The organism is Vibrio sp. 397 (assembly GCF_033339395.1).
GTDB classification, from domain to species: Bacteria; Pseudomonadota; Gammaproteobacteria; order Enterobacterales; family Vibrionaceae; genus Vibrio; species Vibrio alginolyticus.
Window position 1 is genome coordinate 15,300 of record NZ_JAWOUN010000012.1, and the last position, 18,258, is coordinate 33,557.

Sequence of the window (18,258 nt, forward strand, 5' to 3'; positions counted from 1 at the left end):
ATCACTTGAACTCATTATTGTTATACCCCTAGTTTCCAACCTAAAGTACGCATCACGTCAGAAAATACACCCGCAGCCGTTACTTCGGTGCCTGCACCATAGCCACGTAACACTAGTGGGATTGGCTGATAGTAACGGCTGTAAAATGCCAGTGCGTTTTCACCGTCCTTGATTTTATACATTGGATCGTTTTCATCCACCGCTGCGATGCTTACTGTGCACTTGCCCTCATTAATCTCACCAACGTAGCGCAGTACTTTGCCTTCTTCCGCTGCCTTTGCAGATAATTCTTTAAAGTAAGCGTCTGCTTCAGGTAAACGCGCCATAAATTCATCAACGCTACCAGAATCATCAAAACCTGGTGGCAGTGCTTGATCAACCACAACGTCTTCTAGTTCTAGAGACATGCCTGCTTCACGAGCTAGGATCAGAAGCTTACGCGCGACATCCATACCAGAAAGATCATCACGAGGATCCGGTTCAGTAAAACCATTTTCTTTTGCGATATTAGTAGCTTCACTTAGGCTCATACCTTCATCTAACTTACCGAAGATGTATGACAGAGAGCCAGAAAGAATACCGCTAAAGCGCTCTAGCTCATCACCCGCTGAGATTAGGTTTTGCAGGTTTTCGATTACCGGTAGACCCGCCCCCACAGTTGTTTCGTACATCAGCTTGCGACGAGAGCTGCGCGCAACATCGCGAAGCTGATGGTAGTAAGCCATGCTTGCTGTGTTTGCTTTTTTATTTGGTGTAACGACATGGAAACCAGCAGCTAGGAAATCAGCGTATTGATTCGCAATATCTTCACTTGATGTACAGTCAACCAATACTGGGTTGATGATGTGGTTACGTTGAACCAAAGAAATCAAACGCGCTAGGCTGAACTCTTCTGTCGCTGCCGACATACGATCACGCCAATGATCGAGTGGCAGACCTTCACTATCAAGCAGAAGACCTTTGCTGTTTGCCAAGCCACACACGCGAATAACGATGCCTTTTTCCGCAAGCTTCGCCTGTTGACGCTCGATCTGATCCACCAGCTCACCACCAACGCCACCAATACCAACCACGAATACGTCTAAGAAGTGCTTAGAGTTGAATAGGTTTTCGTGACACGCTTTGATCGCTTCAGAGATTTTATCTTCAGGAATCACGGCTGAGATAGCACGCTCAGATGAGCCCTGTGCGATGGCTACAATGTTTACGTTCACTTCAGCAAGAGATGAGAAGAAGCGAGATGCAACACCGCGCGATGTACGCATGCCGTCACCAACCAACGTTATGATTGAAACATTATCAATAAACTCGACCGGCTCTAATAAGCTATCTTTCAGTTCCAACTCAAACGCATCGGCCAGTACTTGTTGCGCTTTTGCTTTATCTTCTGCCTCAATACAGAAGCTAATGCTGTACTCAGAAGAAGACTGAGTAATAAGAACAATAGACACACCAGCGGAAGACATTGCGCCAAATACGCGGCTTGCCATGCCAACCATACCCTTCATACCTGGGCCGGAGACGTTAACCATAGTTAGGTCGTTTAGCGTCGTAATACCTTTGATCGCCAGATTGTCTTCACCAGTGTCTTGCCCAATCAAAGTTCCTGCACCTTGTGGGTTAAAGCTGTTTTTGATCAGACATGGGATGTGGAACTGTGCGATTGGGGCGATGGTTTTCGGGTGCAGAACGGAAGCACCGAAGTAAGAAAGCTCCATCGCTTCTTGATAGCTAAGAGATTTAAGTAGGCGAGCATCTTCGACTAAGCGAGGGTCACAGTTGTACACACCATCTACGTCTGTCCAGATCTCACAGCAATCTGCGCGCAGACACGCCGCAAGAACCGCCGCCGAATAATCAGAGCCATTGCGACCAAGTGTTACCAATTCACCTTTCTCGTTACCTGCGGTAAAGCCAGGCATGATGTTCACATGACCTTGAGGAAGAGGATTCTGGCGGAAGTTCTGAGTCGAAACTTCAACATCGACCATGGCTTCAAGGTGATCACCTTTTGCGTATAGGTATTCAACTGGGTCGATAAGATGTGCAGGCTGGCCTTTGGCTTCTAACACCGCTTTCATCAATTGAATCGAAACGCGTTCGCCTTTGCTAATAATACGTGCATTAACATTGTTTGGGCACATGCCAAGAAGATTGATGCCATGAACGAATTGGCGTAATTGAGAGAGAGAAGTTTTCACTTGGTTATCGAAAGCTGAACCATCGATATTGGGTAGTACTGCTTGGACTTGAGTGAAGAGCGTTTTAAACGACTCCTCCAACTCTTTGATTTGTAGTTCTGCTTCACCATTGCGCAATGCGCCTTCAATGACCGCAACCAATTTGTTTGTTGTTTTACCAGGAGCGGAAAGAACAACCGCCACTTCTTCTTGTTGAGCGTTATTGGCAATAATGTCTGCCGCTCTCAAAAAGCGATCTGCATCAGCTAGTGATGATCCGCCAAACTTCAATACTCGCATCCCTTCCTCCGGTATATCTTCTTAAATTTGTCTAAATTCTGGATAAAAAAGCATAAAAAAAGGCCTGTATCTTGTTGGATACAGGCCTTTTTTGTGAATTTCTTTCGCTCAGCAGCCTGCCCCAACATGTGTCGTGTCGGTAATAATAATGGTCGTGGTCATTACTACTAGGCTGTTAGATGGCATAAATAAATATTCAACGTTAATTGTGTTTGCTTAACTCTACGTTTACCGAGTTTCTGATACATAGTCAACAAAAAATTGTTTGTTTTTCCATCTTTCAGAGAATTCTGCTAAGCAATGTCATTGATATTTATAGTTAATTACACATTATTGATCATTTAAAAATCTACAGTTAGTTTTTGTAAAGGACTTAACCATCATCACCAGTTCGGTTTTTTATCTAATAACTAGTCTGATCTTTGCCATAAAACGTACGATCAAATAATTCGAGAGGGTTGTGACACATAACAACAACTTAACTGTGACTTATGTTCATAGGATCGAATTATTTAGAAAATAGGTGAGCTAGCTTTCATATTCTATGCTTTAATAGTGAGAAGCTTTGGGCGCATACTAATAAAAAAGTTGACACAAGGAGTGGTGAACATGAAAAGAGGGCTTTTTCTGTTGCTGTTTTTTGTGCCTGGTGTTTGTCTAGCAAACGAGCTTCCGCCGCTTCCAGGTAAAATATCCCCTTCTCCTCATAAACTATTCATTTCCAGCGACAGTTATCAGTCTGACAGTTTTGATGTTTGGAATATCGATACGGGTTACGCTTACGAACTTTTTGATTCGGTAGATGTTTATGTCGGTGCGCGAGTCAATAACTCTCCTACCAAAAATCAAAGTGGTTTTTTGAGTGGGATCAGCTATCACTTTAATGATCGTGTCACGCTGAAAAGTACAGTTCGCTCTTACAAGAATGAAACAGCGGAAGGTATTCGCCAAGACGACAGTAGCCTCGCGGCTGAAGTATCAAGTCGCGTAAAAATTACCGATAAACTGGATCTTCACGCGACTCTTGATTACCAAGATTGGCAACAAGGCTTTGAGGTTGGTTTAGGCTTTCGTTTTTAGAAGTCCAGCTTTTGCTTAGAAATCAACACACCGTTCCAGTCCGCGTAAACGTAGTGCTTAGGTTGAACGATTTGGTTTTGCATCGTTAAGGTTACGTTTACCTCTCCTATCCCGCGTTTCTCTGTTTTAAACGGGTTAGTTCCAAGAGCTTGAACGCCAATGTCCATTTGAGATATTTGTGCTACGTCGCGTATTGCACCATAGACAATGATGCCTTCCCACCCATTTTCTATTCCGAGTATCGCTAATTGATCGCCGAGTAATGCTCTCTGACACGATCCATGCCCGTCAACAATCAATACTTTACCCGTTCCATCTTCGCCCAGTACTTCACGCACTTTCGAGTTATCGTGATAGCAGCGCACCGTAACGATTTCACCGTAAAAAGCGCTACGTTGACCAAAGTTCTGCAATGGTAAAGTAAGCAAGCTCACTTGGTCTTCAAATTGGTCACAAATATCGGGTGTAATGTCTCTCATATTTCCTCCGTGAATTTTCTCACCCAAGCGATGCTTCAGTGAGCAGTATCCTTTTCTATACCTTCTATACGAGCCGAGGTTTAATGGAGCCTAACGTATGAAAAACTTTCGGCTGCGAGCACGCAATAAGATAAAGTTGGTCATTAATGACGTAATAAATCGCGTTTTGTTGAAAGTCATTCGCCAATTCAACGGCTACCTCTGGCGACAACTCGACGGCAAAGCTTTCCTCATACCATGTAAAAGCGCTATCACCTACCGTGACAGGCGCGTAATTAACGTGCTGTAGCTGTTTTTCTAACGCGTGATTGTTTATGCTGTTCTCTTCTTTGGACCTCAAGTTACTGTATGGGTTCCAAGCGGTTATCACAGCATAGTTTGAAACACGCCACTCGGCTTCGAATCTGAAAAAAGATTCTGAATAAGCATTCCATAACGATGCGTCTATGTTCTTATTACTTTTTTCTATCATAAGTCTTAAACGATTAATAACAGTTACATTTCATCAATTGATATAAATCAACAAACTGAATGGAATTAACATTTGAGCATTGTTAGCATGCTGTTAACAATATAAAATCCGCTCAATATCTTAGGGTGTTTACGTTTCAGGCCCCACTGAAAGCAGGAAATGAAAGGTAAACAAGCCCTTTAGAATAAACGTCGCCATTGGATACTGGTGAGTTGGCAAAATTCCATGGAGGGCGGATAACTGAAAGAAGTGTTTTTTTGATCAACTTGATTTATTATCAAAATCACATTACCTGTATGTTATATTTTTGCCTAGAATTTATTCTATTAGCACAATTTTGTCACAAATTTAGGTACCGCCAATGCAAACCCCGCAGATTCTTATCGTTGAAGATGAGCAAGTAACTCGTAACACTCTTAAGAGTATTTTTGAAGCAGAGGGATACGCTGTTTTTGAAGCCAGTGACGGTGAAGAGATGCACCAAGTGTTGTCTGATAACTCAGTCAACTTGGTTATTATGGACATTAATCTTCCAGGCAAGAATGGCCTTCTACTAGCGCGTGAACTACGCGAGCAAGCGAACATTGCTTTAATGTTCCTGACAGGCCGTGACAATGAAGTAGACAAGATCCTAGGTCTTGAGATTGGTGCAGATGACTACATCACTAAACCATTCAATCCACGTGAGCTAACTATTCGTGCACGTAACCTACTTAGTCGCTCAATGAGCTCTAACGCGGTGCAAGAAGAGAAGCGCTCGGTAGAAAAGTATGAATTCAACGGTTGGGTACTAGACATCAACAGCCGCTCTCTAGTAAGCCCTGCTGGTGATAGCTACAAGCTACCTCGCTCTGAGTTCCGCGCACTACTGCACTTCTGTGAGAACCCGGGTAAGATTCAAACTCGTGCCGATCTTCTTAAGAAGATGACTGGTCGTGAACTTAAGCCACACGACCGTACTGTAGACGTAACGATTCGTCGTATCCGTAAGCACTTTGAGTCTGTTTCAGGTACGCCAGAAATCATCGCCACTATCCACGGCGAAGGTTACCGCTTCTGTGGCGATCTAGAAGACTAGATTTAACCGCTAATATGCAAAGGGCTTGCTCATTGAGCAAGCCCTTTTTGTTTTAGGTCTAACGACTAATGCAACATCATTGCGGTTAATAAACCTTGTTAATCTTCACGTACTTTTCGACTAACCAACGCTGTTTACCCGCATCGTCTAGAAGCACTGCGATATCAACCGATTTTTCTGTGTTCACATCAATGTGAGACGAGAACGCCACCTCCCATCGGCTTTCACTGTGCGTTCGAGTATCTAAAGACGCACTGTCCACCAACCACTCTTTTTGCCCCTGTTTAATAATAAGAGCTTCTGCCGTTAGATTTGCAGGAAGTAACTGATCTCCTTCGAGGTAAAGTGCACCTTGAATACTTTGCTCTTCCACGTCCCCAATATTCGGCATGAGGTTCACCCATAAATTACTTTTGAGCTCAACATTAACCTCATTAATCGTAATCTGACTGTTTTGTTGCCAATTCACATTTGGAACGGAACTACAGCCTGCCATCAATGCCATGGCTAATGCCAATGGTGCGATTCTTTTCATGTTATTTCCTTTGTTCCAACCAACTTTTGAGGACTTGAATATCGTTTTGGTATTCATTTTTGATCTCTTCAACCCAGTCTGAAATGTTTTCCCACCATGCTGGCATATCGGGCGATTGCGCTTTTTGCGCCACACTTTGGATACGTTTCAGGCCAATTGAACCTGCAGCACCTTTGATTTTATGCGCTTCAGAAACAATCCCATCTTGATCTTTCGCTGTCATGTTCGAATCTAAGACATCGATATAGTCTGGCATCATATCTTCAAACATTTTTATGCTGTCGTAGACAGGTTTTGCACCAACAATGTCGACGTAAGACTCTAACATATCCATATCGAGCAAATGTGTCTCAATCACAGGAGAAGGCACTGGCTCTTCCACTGTTTCGGGACCGCTCACCACTTCCTTAGGTTGTTCTAACTGGTGAGCGAAGAATTTATCAATCACTGACTGAATAGCATTCACTGCCAGCGGCTTACTGATCGCATCATCCATGCCGTTATCTAAGTATTCACGACGATCTTTCATTACATTAGCAGTTAAGGCGACCAATGGAGGAAGATTGTTATAATGCTTGCGGTAATAATTGGCGACATCAAAGCCTGTCATATCAGGCAGTTGGATATCCAACAACGCTAAGTCGTATTTTTCTGGCACAAAGTTCACTAACGCTTCTTGGCCCGTCATTGCCACGGTGACAGAGTGCCCTAGGCTCTCTAGTAACGATTTAGCCACAGTTACGTTAAGCTCGATGTCTTCGACCATAAATATGTTGAGGCGCACATTGTCGCGTTTCGCATCAATGACTGGCTCAGCTAGTTCAACAATCGGAACGTGGATCGATACAGTAAAAGTGCTACCAAAGCCTTCCTCACTGGTAACCGTAATGTCACCATCCATCATATTGATCAGTTGCTTAGATACCGCCAAACCAATACCTGTACCGACCGCATGCAGGTTGTCCTTGCCTGATTTCACTTGGTAGTACATCGCAAAGATCTTATCTAGCTCTTCGTCTGGGATACCAATACCTGTGTCTTCCACTTCCATAATAATGGTCGCAAAATCGTCTTCGACATCCGCGCTCACTGTCATCACAACGCCACCTTCCTTGGTGAACTTCATTGCGTTGCTGACCAAGTTCCAAATCACCTGACGTAGACGGGTTGCATCCACTTCAATTGCTTTTGGCAAGTCGCTTAAACGTTCTAAGTCAAAGCGTAACCCTTTTTGTTCCGCCATCAGAGCTGAGATACTCTCAATCTCTGCGACGAAGTCTTCGAAGTTAAGTGGCGCAGGTAATAGTTCTAACTTACGGCGATCAAATTTATCCATATCGATAATATCGTTGAAGATGTTACCTAGAGTAATCGCACTCACATTGATGGTCTGCATGTGTTTACGCTGCTCTTCTGTCAACGGACTATCTAGAAGCATACGACTTAAGCCTACAATGCCATTCAGCGGCGTTCGCAGCTCATGACTGATGGTTGAGATGAAGGTAGTTTTGTCGCGGCTTGCTTTCTCTAACGACTCTTCATGGCGCTTACGTTCAGTGATATCACGACCGAACCCAACGAGACCAAGGTGGCGGCCATCTTTGCTGTAAAATGGCACTTTACGCAGCTCAAAGTAATGCTTGCGACCATCTGGGTATTCGAGCCATTGCTCGTAAGTAATTGCTTGATTATCGGCAAAAACCTTTTGGTCAGTATCAACGATATGCTCGGCGATTTCTTTGCTATACACATCCCAAGGGCTTAACCCCACCAATTGATGTTCTTTCTTCCCAGTTAGCTCTTCCATCGCGCGGTTACAGCCAGAGAAAACACCATCGGCATTGCGGTAGTAAATCAAGTCTGGAGACGCATCGATAAAAGAACGTAACAGCGCCGTACGCTCGGCAAGCTCAAGCTGAGTACGTTCACGTTGGAAAACTTCATTCTCGAGGTCTTGCATCGCCTCTTCACGTGCTTCTTCCGCTTTAATACGCTCTTCAATTTCTTGGTTAAGCTTTTCAATGTTTTGTTGAAGTTGGTAATTCAGCTCTTGATCTCGCGAACGCATGTCCTTCAGTTTGGACACCAGCTTAGTTAAACGCTGGCGAGACTCTTCTAGTTGATCGACAACCACAGAGAGGAAGTAAACCGCCCAAGGGGTGATCAATAGACCAAAAAACACCGAACGGACAATGTCGATATCATCTACTCGCCCTTTGAGAGCTAAAGTAATCCCTACCTGCACCACAACAGCTAATGCCACCAGCGCAAGGGCTAGCAAAATAGAGAAGCGAACAATCCCCAGTTTGACTAGCAAGTCGACATAATACTGGGCGAGATTTTTCATGGGTTTCATTAACTACTCCATGGTGGTGGCTAGATAGCGCCATTCGATGATGAAAAACAGGTAAATGCACTCGACCTAACGCAATTTAGGTCTGTTTGATTAGTGAAAAACACACGGTGCGATCTGCTCTTGTGATACGAGATAAAAAGATAAACCAACGAGCGCACAGGCTTGTGTAAGTTTAACGTGTTTAATACGGTGATTTAAACAATCAGCTATCAACTTAGAGCAAGCGGTCACAAAGCGTTAGCAAGAACTGGGGTGAATACAAGTGCGATTACGTCCATCAGCTTTAGCTTGATATAACGCACTGTCAGCCATAGCGATGCCCATTTCGGGTTCATCACCATGCTGAGGAATGTAAGAGACCAGACCGATACTGACGGTAAGGCGTTCAGATGCTTCTGAACTGTCGTGTTCCATATCAAGCTGTAGAATTTTCTCATGAATACGCTGTGCTACGTTGCGCGCACCTTCCGTGGTGGTATTCGGCAAGATAAAACCAAACTCCTCGCCACCATAACGCGCAACACAATCCGAAGAACGATTGATGACTTGTGTAAACACGGTAGCAACACTGACTAACGCTTCATCACCTTGTTGGTGACCGTAACAGTCGTTGTAATCTTTGAAAAAGTCGATGTCACATAACATGATGGTGAGCGGCAGCTTTTCTCTAGCATGGTGGTACCACAATACCTGCAGTTGTTCATCGAAACGGCGTCGGTTCGATACTTGAGTTAAGCTATCCATAAAGCTCAATTTTTCTAACTCTAGGTTGGCTTTTTCCAACTTTTGTTCTGCAAGATAACGCTCAGAAATATCACGCGCCATGATCAGCACACCATTCGTTCCTGATGCTTTATCTTTAAAAGGCGATTTCACCACATCAAACCACGTACTTTTACCATCACTACTCACGACTTTATCTATGTATCGAACTGGCTCTAACTGGCGTAATGCTTCTAAGTCACTGTCTGCTAAGCGCGCGTACATCTCTTTAGGAATCACGTCTTGGAGGCGCTTACCTATCAAATCAGAAATTTTTGAAATTCCTAACGCCTTAACAAAAGGCTGATTACACGCTTGATAGACCATGTTCTCATTGAAAATACCAATAGAGTCCGGACTGGCATCCAGAATCGTTTGTAAGATAGTATCTCTTTGCGCTAGCGCCACCTCTGTATCTTTGCGACGCTCCATTTCATCTCGCAGATTCTGTTGCATCTTGTGCCATTCAGTCACGTCATGACTAATAGACAGCGTACCGATAAGCTCACCACTCGGCGAAACAAGAGAGTTTTGATTGACTTCCAGTAAGCAACTTCGACCTTGTGGATCCGTTGTCCATTTACGTTCGCTTTTTCTGGTCATCTCACCCAAGGTCTTGGATGCGCAAGCTTCTTCCCTTCGCCCTTGCCAGAATTGATCAAATGCTCGATTGGTCGTTAACAGATTGCCTTGGCGGTCTTGGGTACAAATCAGCTCTGAAAGTGAGTCTAATGCCGAACGTGCGATGATTAATTGTGCAAGTTCTTGTTGCTGCTCTTGGTGAGTGGCTTGATATGGCTGAGCATAAAGAATCCAAACTCGATGATTGCGCAATAAACTCTTTCTGCCTGACAGCTCCACTTTAATAGATTCACTATCAGATAGTCGCCAGTCAAAAGCCTGCTGACGAAAATGACGACTAGAGAAGCGATCGAGAAACTGCTCAAGCTCATGAATATCGAATAAAGCAGGATACAAATACCCCGTTCCCAAAGAGCGAATGCCTAATAACTGCATCGCAGCCTGGTTAGATAGCAAGAGCTGAGCATGGCTAGTGTCCACCACTATGACTGGATAGGGAGAATCCGTTACTAGTTGCTTAAGTGACGTCTGAAAGTGCAAATAGATCAGTGCTAACGCGCACACGCCTGCGATTAACAACAAGACGACATAGCCATAACCGCCTTGACCACCCCAAAGCCAATTGAGTAACTGATCCATCGTTTAAACCTTCAAAGAACACTGGTTAAAATATATCAGTTATTTATTGAGCGATCTGCTATTAATTCCGGTTTAGTATAGATAAAGGTATTCCCCGTAAGACTCCCTTGAGCACCATGAGCACTGAGATCTCGACCAATTTCCGTCATCGCTAGCCAACGGTTTTCACACCACAGAGGCGATAATAACGTGGGCCTCCTGGCTGCTGATGAAACGCGATGATAAATCACATCTGGTGGTGTCATACGAATCATTTCACTGGCGATCGCAACATATTCTTCTAATTCAGGGGCTTCTAGCTTTCCAGCACGCCAAGCTTTCGCCATGGTGCTACCTTCGACAATATGCAAGCCATGTAACTTGATGCCATCCGTTCCCACGGCCAACACTTTTTGCAGCGTTTCAATATTTTCGGCGCGGGTTTCTTTGGGTAAACCCACAATTAAGTGAGTACAAACCTTGATTCCGAGTGTTCGAGCACGCTTAGTGATTTCGGCATAACACTCAAAGTCATGACCACGATTGATACGTTTGAGGGTGTCGTTGTTGGCGGTTTGAAGACCTAGTTCTAGCCAAATTTCATAACCTTGCTGTACATAGCCCGACAGTAAATCCAATACCGCATCAGGGACGCAATCAGGACGCGTCCCCACACAAAGACCAACCATGTCTGCAGCCTTTAGTGCTTCCTCATACATGTTTTTGAGAACTTGTACTTCTGCATAGGTACTGGTGTAGGCCTGAAAATAAGCGAGATACTTCTTCGCTCTGTGAATTTCACCTGCGCGATCTTTTAACTGTTCGTGAATGCTTTTTATCTGGACTTCTTCATCTGCAAACGAAGCCACATTGCAAAATGTACATCCTCCCCGCCCAATCGTGCCATCGCGGTTAGGGCAACTAAATCCACCGTGCAATGTTAACTTATGAACCTTTTCACCGTATCGACGCTGAAGATCTTGGCCGATTGTATTGACCAACTCATGTAACTGCATAAATTCTCACCAACAATAAATCGTAATCAATCTCACTACGATCTGTGTAAATAAATTACATCCCTGCAAGAAAAAACACACAATATTAATCAATTCAAACACCCATCATGCAGGTCAAAATCAATAAACTTGCATAATTAAAGACAAAAATCGTTCATGTTGCGTAAATGTTAAACTAAAAATGCATAATTAAACGAAAAAATTGGGTCACAACGCCGACTTTTTCATTGCATTCTGAAGTGACAAAATTGTAGGATACTTACACAACCCCGTTATTTTTGTGACTTTTATTACAAAGCACACTGCGGGATTTGTCGGTGTTATCCCACTCCTACCTATATAAATCACTAGATAGTGATAATAAATAAAGGGATACCACCAAGGATTGTTTTTCTCGCAAAACTTTTCCTGCGAGATACGGAAAGGAATCAAGACCGGTCAACCTAGATCGGTGGCGATAATAAATATAAAGGACAAGACGTAATCAATAGTCTAGGTAGTATTTGCTGCCCGGTACTTTTGCGTCGACATTGAACTGGAAGGATGTATCTATGGTAGATAGAGAGCAAAATCCACAGGGTCTGTACACTCCGGAACTGGAGCATGACGCTTGTGGTATCGGTTTTGTTGCTCACCTTAAAAACCGTAAATCTCATGAAGTAGTGACTCAAGCATTGGATATGCTGGCTCGCATGGAACACCGTGGTGGTCAAGGTTGTGACCCATGCAGCGGTGACGGTGCGGGTATCTTGCTACAAAAACCTCATGAATTCCTATTAGAAGAAGCCGTTAAGCTAGGCATTAAACTGCCTTCGTTTGAAAAGTATGGTGTTGGTGTCGTTCTTTTCCCGAAAGACGAATACAAACGCGAACAATGCCGTGACATTCTAGAACGCAACGCACAGCGTCTAGACCTTGAAGTTATCGGCTACCGCGTATTACCAACCGACAACTCCATGATTGGTGCCGACCCTCTAAGCACAGAGCCTCAATTTGAGCACGTGTTTATCTCCGGCGGCCCTGGCATCACGCCTGAAGAGCTAGAACGCAAACTGTACGTACTTCGTAATTACACCGTACGCGTTTGCCTAGAAAGCGTTTCGAACATTGGTGACGACTTCTACATTAACTCCATGTCTTACAAGACATTAGTGTACAAAGGTCAGTTAACGACTGAGCAAGTACCTCAGTACTTCCTCGATCTGCAAAACCCGACCATGGTGACTGCACTGGCACTGGTACACTCTCGTTTCTCTACCAATACCTTCCCGAAATGGCGTCTTGCACAGCCTTTCCGTTACATTGCCCACAACGGTGAAATCAATACAGTTCGCGGTAACTTGAACTGGATGAAAGCCCGTGAAGCAATCCTAGAATCAGACCTGTTTACTCAGGCTGAAATCGACATGCTTCTTCCAATCTGTCAGGAAGGCAGCTCGGATTCATCTAACTTCGATATGGCACTTGAGCTCCTAGTTCTTTCTGGTCGCAGCCTGCCACACGCATTGATGATGATGATCCCGGAAGCATGGCAAGAAAACAAAAACATGGATCCTAAACGTCGCGCGTTCTATCAGTACCACGCGAACATCATGGAACCATGGGATGGTCCTGCTTCAGTATGTTTTACTGATGGTGTTCAAGTTGGTGCGACACTAGACCGTAACGGTTTGCGCCCTTCTCGCTACACAGTGACCAAAGATAACTTCCTAGTGATGGCATCTGAATCTGGTGTTGTGGATATTGAACCAGAGAACGTAGAGTTCCGTGGTCGTCTACAACCGGGTCGTATCTTCGTTGCAGACCTAGAACAAGGTCGAATCATCTCTGATGAAGAAGTGAAAGACACCATCGCAACGGCACAGCCTTACGAGAAGTGGGTAGAAGAAAACCTACTGAGCTTGAAGAAGCTGCCAGATGCGAGCAACCAGTTCAGCCAACCTAAGCCAGAACACCTTCTACACCGCCAACAAGCGTTTGGCGTAAGCACTGAAGAAGTGAACGAAATCATCGTTCCAATGGCGAATGATGCGAAAGAGCCATTATCAGCAATGGGTGCCGACTGGCCTCTTGCGGTTCTATCTCATCAGTCTCAACATCTTTCAAACTACTTCAAGCAGCTGTTCGCACAGGTAACTAACCCACCGATCGACCCGATCCGTGAGCGTATGGTTATGTCGCTGAACACTTACTTGGGTAAAGACCAAAACCTTCTGACTGAAACACCACTTCACTGTCAGAAAGTAGAATTGGAATCGCCTGTTCTAGCCAACTCTGAGCTTGAAAAACTGCGTGCGATCGATAACGAGCACCTACAAGCGAAAACGTTGGATATCGTATTCCAAGCTAGTGAAGATCAAGGCAAACTTGAGCGTGCATTAAAACGTATCTGCCAATACGCAGAAGACGCGGTTATCGATGGTTATTCAATCATCCTACTCACTGACCGCGCAGTGAATTCAAACCACGCGGCGATCCCAGCAATGCTGGCTGTTGGCGCAGTGCACCACCACTTGATCCGTAAAGGTCTACGTGCGAAGTGTGACATCGTGGTTGAAACTGGTGACGCGCGTGAAACGCACCACTTTGCAACGCTACTTGGTTACGGTGCGAATGCGGTTAACCCTTACCTAGTGATTGAAACCATCATTGAACTTCAACGTACGAAGAAGTTGGATCCAGAAGCGAACCCGCGCGATCTGTTCAACAACTACCGTAAAGCGATTAATGGCGGTCTTCTGAAGATCTTCTCGAAGATGGGTATCTCGACGCTACAGTCGTACCATGGCGCACAAATCTTCGAAGCCTTGGGCATCCACAAATCCGTGGTAGACAAATACTTCACTGGTACGGTTTCTCGTATCCAAGGTCTCACCCTTGATGATATCGCCAAAGAAGTGCTGATCCGTCACCGCATCGGTTACCCACAACGCGAAATCCCAATTCAAATGCTGGATGTTGGTGGTGTTTACCAATGGAAACAGCGTGGTGAAAAGCACCTATTCAACCCAGAGACTATTTCTCTACTGCAAGAGTCTACGCGCAACAAGAACTACGATCAGTTCAAGCAATACGCGACAGCCGTAGATAAACAAGGTGACAACGCGGTAACTCTGCGTAGCCAGCTAGAATTCATTAAGAATCCAGCCGGTTCTATCTCTATCGACGAAGTCGAGCCAATTGACAGCATCGTGAAACGCTTCGCGACGGGTGCTATGTCATTCGGTTCTATTTCTTACGAAGCACACTCCACACTGGCTGTTGCGATGAACCGTCTTGGCGCGAAATCGAACTCTGGTGAAGGTGGTGAAGACCCAATGCGTTTCGAGCGCAAAGAGAACGGCGATTGGGAACGCTCTGCAATCAAGCAGGTGGCTTCAGGTCGTTTCGGCGTAACCTCTTACTACCTAACTAACGCTGAAGAGCTGCAAATCAAAATGGCTCAAGGTGCGAAGCCAGGTGAAGGTGGTCAGCTACCAGGCGATAAAGTAGATGACTGGATCGGTGCAACGCGTCACTCGACTCCGGGCGTTGGCCTTATCTCTCCACCACCACACCACGATATCTACTCAATCGAAGATTTGGCTCAGCTTATCTACGACTTGAAGAACGCGAACCGCGCAGGCCGTGTAAACGTGAAGCTGGTATCAGAAGCAGGCGTAGGTACGATCGCTTCTGGTGTAGCGAAAGCGAAAGCGGACGTTGTACTAATCGCAGGTTTCGACGGCGGTACAGGTGCATCACCAATGTCTTCAATCCGCCATACCGGTCTTCCTTGGGAACTTGGCTTGGCAGAAACGCACCAAACGCTACTGAAGAACGGTCTACGTAACCGTATCGTGGTTCAAGCAGATGGTCAGATGAAGACACCTCGCGACCTTGCAGTGGCAACACTACTTGGTGCAGAAGAATGGGGCGTAGCAACCGCAGCATTAGTGGTTGAAGGTTGTATCATGATGCGTAAGTGTCATAAGAACACTTGTCCTGTTGGTATCGCGACTCAGAACAAGACGCTTCGCGAGCGCTTTGATGGCCGCGTAGAAGACGTCGTTACCTTCTTCCAATACATGGCACAAGGTCTACGTGAAATCATGGCTGAGCTTGGCTTCCGCACTATCGATGAAATGGTCGGTCAAGGTCAGAAACTGAAGATCCGCCAAGACATTTCTCACTGGAAATACAAGAACCTAGATCTGTCTCCTGTTCTCCACGTTGAGCAACCACGTGAAGCTGATGGTGTATTCAACCAAGCTCAACAGAACCACAACCTAGAAGAAGTGCTAGACCGTAAGCTGATTCAAGCAGCGATTCCTGCACTAGAGAAAGGCGAAGCGGTGAATGCCGAGTTCCCTATCGTCAACACGGACCGCTCTGCAGGTACCATGTTGTCGAACGAAATCTCGAAAGTGTACAAAGATGCAGGTCTACCTCAGCCAATGAACGTGAAGTTCAAAGGTTCTGCAGGTCAGTCATTCGGCGCATTCCTAGCTAAGGGCGTGAAGTTCGAAGTGGAAGGCGACGCGAACGACTACTGGGGTAAAGGCTTATCCGGCGGTACTTTAGTACTTTATCCAGATGCGAAATCAAGCATTGTCGCGGAAGACAACATCGTGGTTGGTAACGTGTGCTTCTACGGTGCAACTTCGGGTGAGTCTTTCATTCGTGGTATGGCTGGTGAACGTTTCTGTGTTCGTAACTCAGGCGCGAAAGTAGTAGTAGAAGGCGTCGGTGACCACGGTTGTGAATACATGACTGGCGGTGCAGCCATCATCCTTGGGTCAACAGGTCGTAACTTTGCCGCAGGTATGAGTGGTGGCGTGGCTTACGTATGGGATAAATCAGGTGACTTTGAGTCAAAACTGAACCCAGAGTTAGTAGACCTAGATCCAATCGAGCAAGAAGACAGAGATCTATTACTCGACATGCTAACTAAGCATGTTCAATTCACAGGAAGTGAAGTCGCTCAGTCTTTCCTAGACAACTTTGAAGCAAGCCTAGCCTCTATGGTTAAGGTAATGCCGCGTGACTACAAAGCGGTTCTTCAAAAGCGTAAAGCTGAAGCACAGTCTCAAGGAAACGAAACTCAAGTGGAGGCCGTATAATGGGTAAGCCTACTGGATTTTTAGAGCATGGTCGTGAACTACCACAGAAGATCGACCCAGCTGAACGCATCAAGAACAACAAAGAGTTCGTTCTGAACGAGGAGTTTGGTGACAAGATCAATACTCAGGCTTCTCGTTGTATGGATTGTGGTGTGCCGTTTTGTCATAACGGCTGCCCTATCGGTAACATCATCCCAGAGTTTAACGATGCGGTTTATCGTGATAGCTGGGAAGAAGCTTGGAACATTCTAAGCTCAACCAATAACTTCCCAGAGTTCACTGGTCGTGTTTGCCCTGCTCCGTGTGAAAGTGCTTGTGTACTTGGCATCAACCAAGATCCAATCACTATCTGTAATATCGAGAAAACCATCGTAGAAACGGCGTATCGTGAAGGGTACGCCAAACCAAAAACACCACGCTCTCGCACTGGCAAAACCGTTGCGATCATTGGTTCAGGTCCTGCTGGCCTTGCGGCAGCAGAGCAGCTAAACAGCGCTGGTCATACTGTGACGGTATTCGAGCGAGACGAGAAAGTGGGCGGTCTGCTACGTTTTGGTATCCCAGACTTTAAACTGAGCATGGAAGTCATTGATCGCAAGATCAATCTAATGGCAGAAGCTGGCATTGAGTTTAAAGTAAACCAACACGTCGGTGTTGATGTAAATGCTCAACAATTGCGTCAAGAGTTCGATGTGGTTCTACTAACCGGTGGCTCAACGGTTCCACGTGATTTGCCCGTTCCGGGTCGTGAACTAAAAGGCGTTCACTTCGCGATGGAATTCCTAGGTCAAAATAACCGCCGTGCCAACGACATGGATCTTAAGGGTGAAGAACTTCACGCCGCGGGTAAACACGTTGTCGTTATCGGTGGTGGTGATACGGGTTCTGACTGTGTAGGTACATCAAACCGCCACGGTGCAGCAAGCATCACTCAGGTTGAAATCATGCCGATTCCACCAGAGAAACGTCCTGCCAATATGCCATGGCCACAGTACCCGATGATCCTACGTACTTCGACGTCTCATGAAGAAGGCGTTGATCGTCACTGGAATATCCTAACCAAAGAGTTCATCGGCAATGACAAAGGTGAAGTTACCGGTCTTCGTTTAGCTGATATCGTTTGGCAAGATGCGAAACCAGGCGAGCGTCCAAGCTTCAAAGAAGTAGAAGGCAGCGAGCGTGTGATTCCATGTGATATGGCATTTCTAGCGATGGGATTCCTACACCCTGAACCAACAGGCGTACTTGCTCAACTGGATATCGCACTAGACGATCGCGGTAACGTAGCAACTCAAGATTTTGCTACTAACCAAGAAGGCGTATTTGCTGCTGGTGATATGCGAACAGGCCAATCTTTGGTGGTTCGTTGTATCAATGAAGGCCGCGAATGTGCCCGTGCTATCGATGATTACCTAATGGGTGGCACAAACCTAGAAGCAAAAGCAGATTCACTGATGCTTTCTGCTTAACGAAGCAGTCATGCTTCTCTCTTTCAATTGCCTAATAGCCATCAGCAATATCGATGGCTATCGGTGAAGAAAGAAAACAATTCCTTCCAATCTTTCTATTTTGACCAGCATTTTATGCTGGTCTTTTTTATCTCCCACAGAATCAAATGTTACTTTTTTGTAACAATCAATTTTCTATCTATTTGAAATTATTAAACTATTTTAGCTTATTAAATGGTAAATCGTATAT

The 18,258-nt window shown here is 45.2% G+C and carries 12 protein-coding genes and 1 other annotated feature; of the genes, 4 read left to right on the plus strand and 8 right to left on the minus strand.

Annotation, left to right across the window (positions count from 1 at the left end; translation table 11 throughout):
• Window positions 1–20: 20 nt before the first annotated feature.
• Both thrA and thrL read right to left on the minus strand, forming a co-directional pair.
• A complete protein-coding gene (gene thrA / locus R7P36_RS18050; RefSeq protein WP_017821509.1) occupies window positions 21–2,480 on the minus strand; it encodes a bifunctional aspartate kinase/homoserine dehydrogenase I in 2,460 nt (819 codons plus the stop codon).
• Between the two features lie 53 nt (window positions 2,481–2,533).
• Window positions 2,534–2,653: a sequence feature (Thr leader region), on the minus strand.
• Complete coding sequence (gene thrL, locus R7P36_RS18055; protein ID WP_074192076.1) at window positions 2,589–2,666, minus strand: thr operon leader peptide; 78 nt, start codon at window positions 2,664–2,666, stop codon at window positions 2,589–2,591. Its footprint overlaps the feature before it by 65 nt.
• Before the next feature lie 423 nt (window positions 2,667–3,089).
• Here thrL and R7P36_RS18060 point away from each other — a divergent pair, with 423 nt between their 5' ends.
• Window positions 3,090–3,560 (plus strand): hypothetical protein, encoded by a 471-nt coding sequence (locus tag R7P36_RS18060; protein WP_017821468.1) that lies wholly within the window; start codon window positions 3,090–3,092, stop codon window positions 3,558–3,560.
• Here the strand turns inward: R7P36_RS18060 and R7P36_RS18065 are convergent.
• Both R7P36_RS18065 and R7P36_RS18070 read right to left on the minus strand, forming a co-directional pair.
• Window positions 3,557–4,039, minus strand: coding sequence for a putative 4-hydroxy-4-methyl-2-oxoglutarate aldolase (locus R7P36_RS18065; protein ID WP_005381822.1), 483 nt, complete (start codon window positions 4,037–4,039; stop codon window positions 3,557–3,559). The two genes, R7P36_RS18060 and R7P36_RS18065, sit on opposite strands and share 4 nt — an antisense overlap.
• Window positions 4,040–4,103: 64 nt before the next feature.
• Window positions 4,104–4,511 carry a DUF3293 domain-containing protein gene (locus tag R7P36_RS18070; RefSeq protein ID WP_031780899.1) on the minus strand — a complete coding sequence of 136 codons (408 nt, stop codon included), beginning with the start codon at window positions 4,509–4,511 and terminating at the stop codon, window positions 4,104–4,106.
• Window positions 4,512–4,872: 361 nt separating this feature from the next.
• Here R7P36_RS18070 and arcA point away from each other — a divergent pair, with 361 nt between their 5' ends.
• Window positions 4,873–5,589, plus strand: a complete 717-nt coding sequence (gene arcA / locus R7P36_RS18075; RefSeq protein ID WP_005381824.1) for a two-component system response regulator ArcA — start codon at window positions 4,873–4,875, stop codon at window positions 5,587–5,589.
• An 85-nt stretch (window positions 5,590–5,674) separates the two neighbouring features.
• On the opposite strand, the gene R7P36_RS18080 is transcribed toward arcA, so the two are convergent.
• From R7P36_RS18080 to R7P36_RS18095, 4 genes are all read right to left on the minus strand, one after another.
• Window positions 5,675–6,124 carry a hypothetical protein gene (locus R7P36_RS18080; protein ID WP_005381825.1) on the minus strand — a complete coding sequence of 150 codons (450 nt, stop codon included), beginning with the start codon at window positions 6,122–6,124 and terminating at the stop codon, window positions 5,675–5,677.
• A gap of 1 nt (window position 6,125) precedes the next feature.
• The gene (gene arcB, locus R7P36_RS18085) at window positions 6,126–8,480 is read right to left on the minus strand and encodes an aerobic respiration two-component sensor histidine kinase ArcB (RefSeq protein ID WP_005381826.1); all 2,355 of its coding nucleotides are present in this window, start codon (window positions 8,478–8,480) and stop codon (window positions 6,126–6,128) included.
• 237 nt (window positions 8,481–8,717) lie between these two features.
• Entirely contained in the window at window positions 8,718–10,463 is a 1,746-nt protein-coding gene (locus tag R7P36_RS18090; RefSeq protein ID WP_033906101.1) for a GGDEF domain-containing protein, read from the minus strand.
• Window positions 10,464–10,498: 35 nt separating this feature from the next.
• Window positions 10,499–11,458, minus strand: coding sequence for a TIGR01212 family radical SAM protein (locus R7P36_RS18095; RefSeq protein ID WP_017633631.1), 960 nt, complete (start codon window positions 11,456–11,458; stop codon window positions 10,499–10,501).
• A 551-nt stretch (window positions 11,459–12,009) separates the two neighbouring features.
• Here R7P36_RS18095 and gltB point away from each other — a divergent pair.
• Together gltB and R7P36_RS18105 are read left to right on the plus strand one after the other, a co-directional pair.
• Entirely contained in the window at window positions 12,010–16,560 is a 4,551-nt protein-coding gene (gene gltB, locus R7P36_RS18100) for a glutamate synthase large subunit (protein WP_213899728.1), read from the plus strand.
• Entirely contained in the window at window positions 16,560–18,029 is a 1,470-nt protein-coding gene (locus R7P36_RS18105) for a glutamate synthase subunit beta (protein WP_104975856.1), read from the plus strand. Before gltB ends, R7P36_RS18105 begins: the two co-directional genes overlap by 1 nt.
• Window positions 18,030–18,258: the final 229 nt, after the last annotated feature.

Excerpts from the sequence above, each read along its gene's own strand:
- gltB (WP_213899728.1), top strand. The coding sequence starts at position 12,010 with ATGGTAGATAGAGAGCAAAATCCACAGGGTCTGTACACTCCGGAACTG.
- R7P36_RS18095 (WP_017633631.1), bottom strand. The coding sequence starts at position 11,458 with ATGCAGTTACATGAGTTGGTCAATACAATCGGCCAAGATCTTCAGCGT.
- R7P36_RS18080 (WP_005381825.1), bottom strand. The coding sequence starts at position 6,124 with ATGAAAAGAATCGCACCATTGGCATTAGCCATGGCATTGATGGCAGGC.
- R7P36_RS18090 (WP_033906101.1), bottom strand. The coding sequence starts at position 10,463 with ATGGATCAGTTACTCAATTGGCTTTGGGGTGGTCAAGGCGGTTATGGC.
- arcB (WP_005381826.1), bottom strand. The coding sequence starts at position 8,480 with ATGAAACCCATGAAAAATCTCGCCCAGTATTATGTCGACTTGCTAGTC.
- R7P36_RS18060 (WP_017821468.1), top strand. The coding sequence starts at position 3,090 with ATGAAAAGAGGGCTTTTTCTGTTGCTGTTTTTTGTGCCTGGTGTTTGT.
- thrA (WP_017821509.1), bottom strand. The coding sequence starts at position 2,480 with ATGCGAGTATTGAAGTTTGGCGGATCATCACTAGCTGATGCAGATCGC.
- arcA (WP_005381824.1), top strand. The coding sequence starts at position 4,873 with ATGCAAACCCCGCAGATTCTTATCGTTGAAGATGAGCAAGTAACTCGT.
- R7P36_RS18105 (WP_104975856.1), top strand. The coding sequence starts at position 16,560 with ATGGGTAAGCCTACTGGATTTTTAGAGCATGGTCGTGAACTACCACAG.
- thrL (WP_074192076.1), bottom strand. The coding sequence starts at position 2,666 with ATGCCATCTAACAGCCTAGTAGTAATGACCACGACCATTATTATTACC.
- R7P36_RS18070 (WP_031780899.1), bottom strand. The coding sequence starts at position 4,511 with ATGATAGAAAAAAGTAATAAGAACATAGACGCATCGTTATGGAATGCT.
- R7P36_RS18065 (WP_005381822.1), bottom strand. The coding sequence starts at position 4,039 with ATGAGAGACATTACACCCGATATTTGTGACCAATTTGAAGACCAAGTG.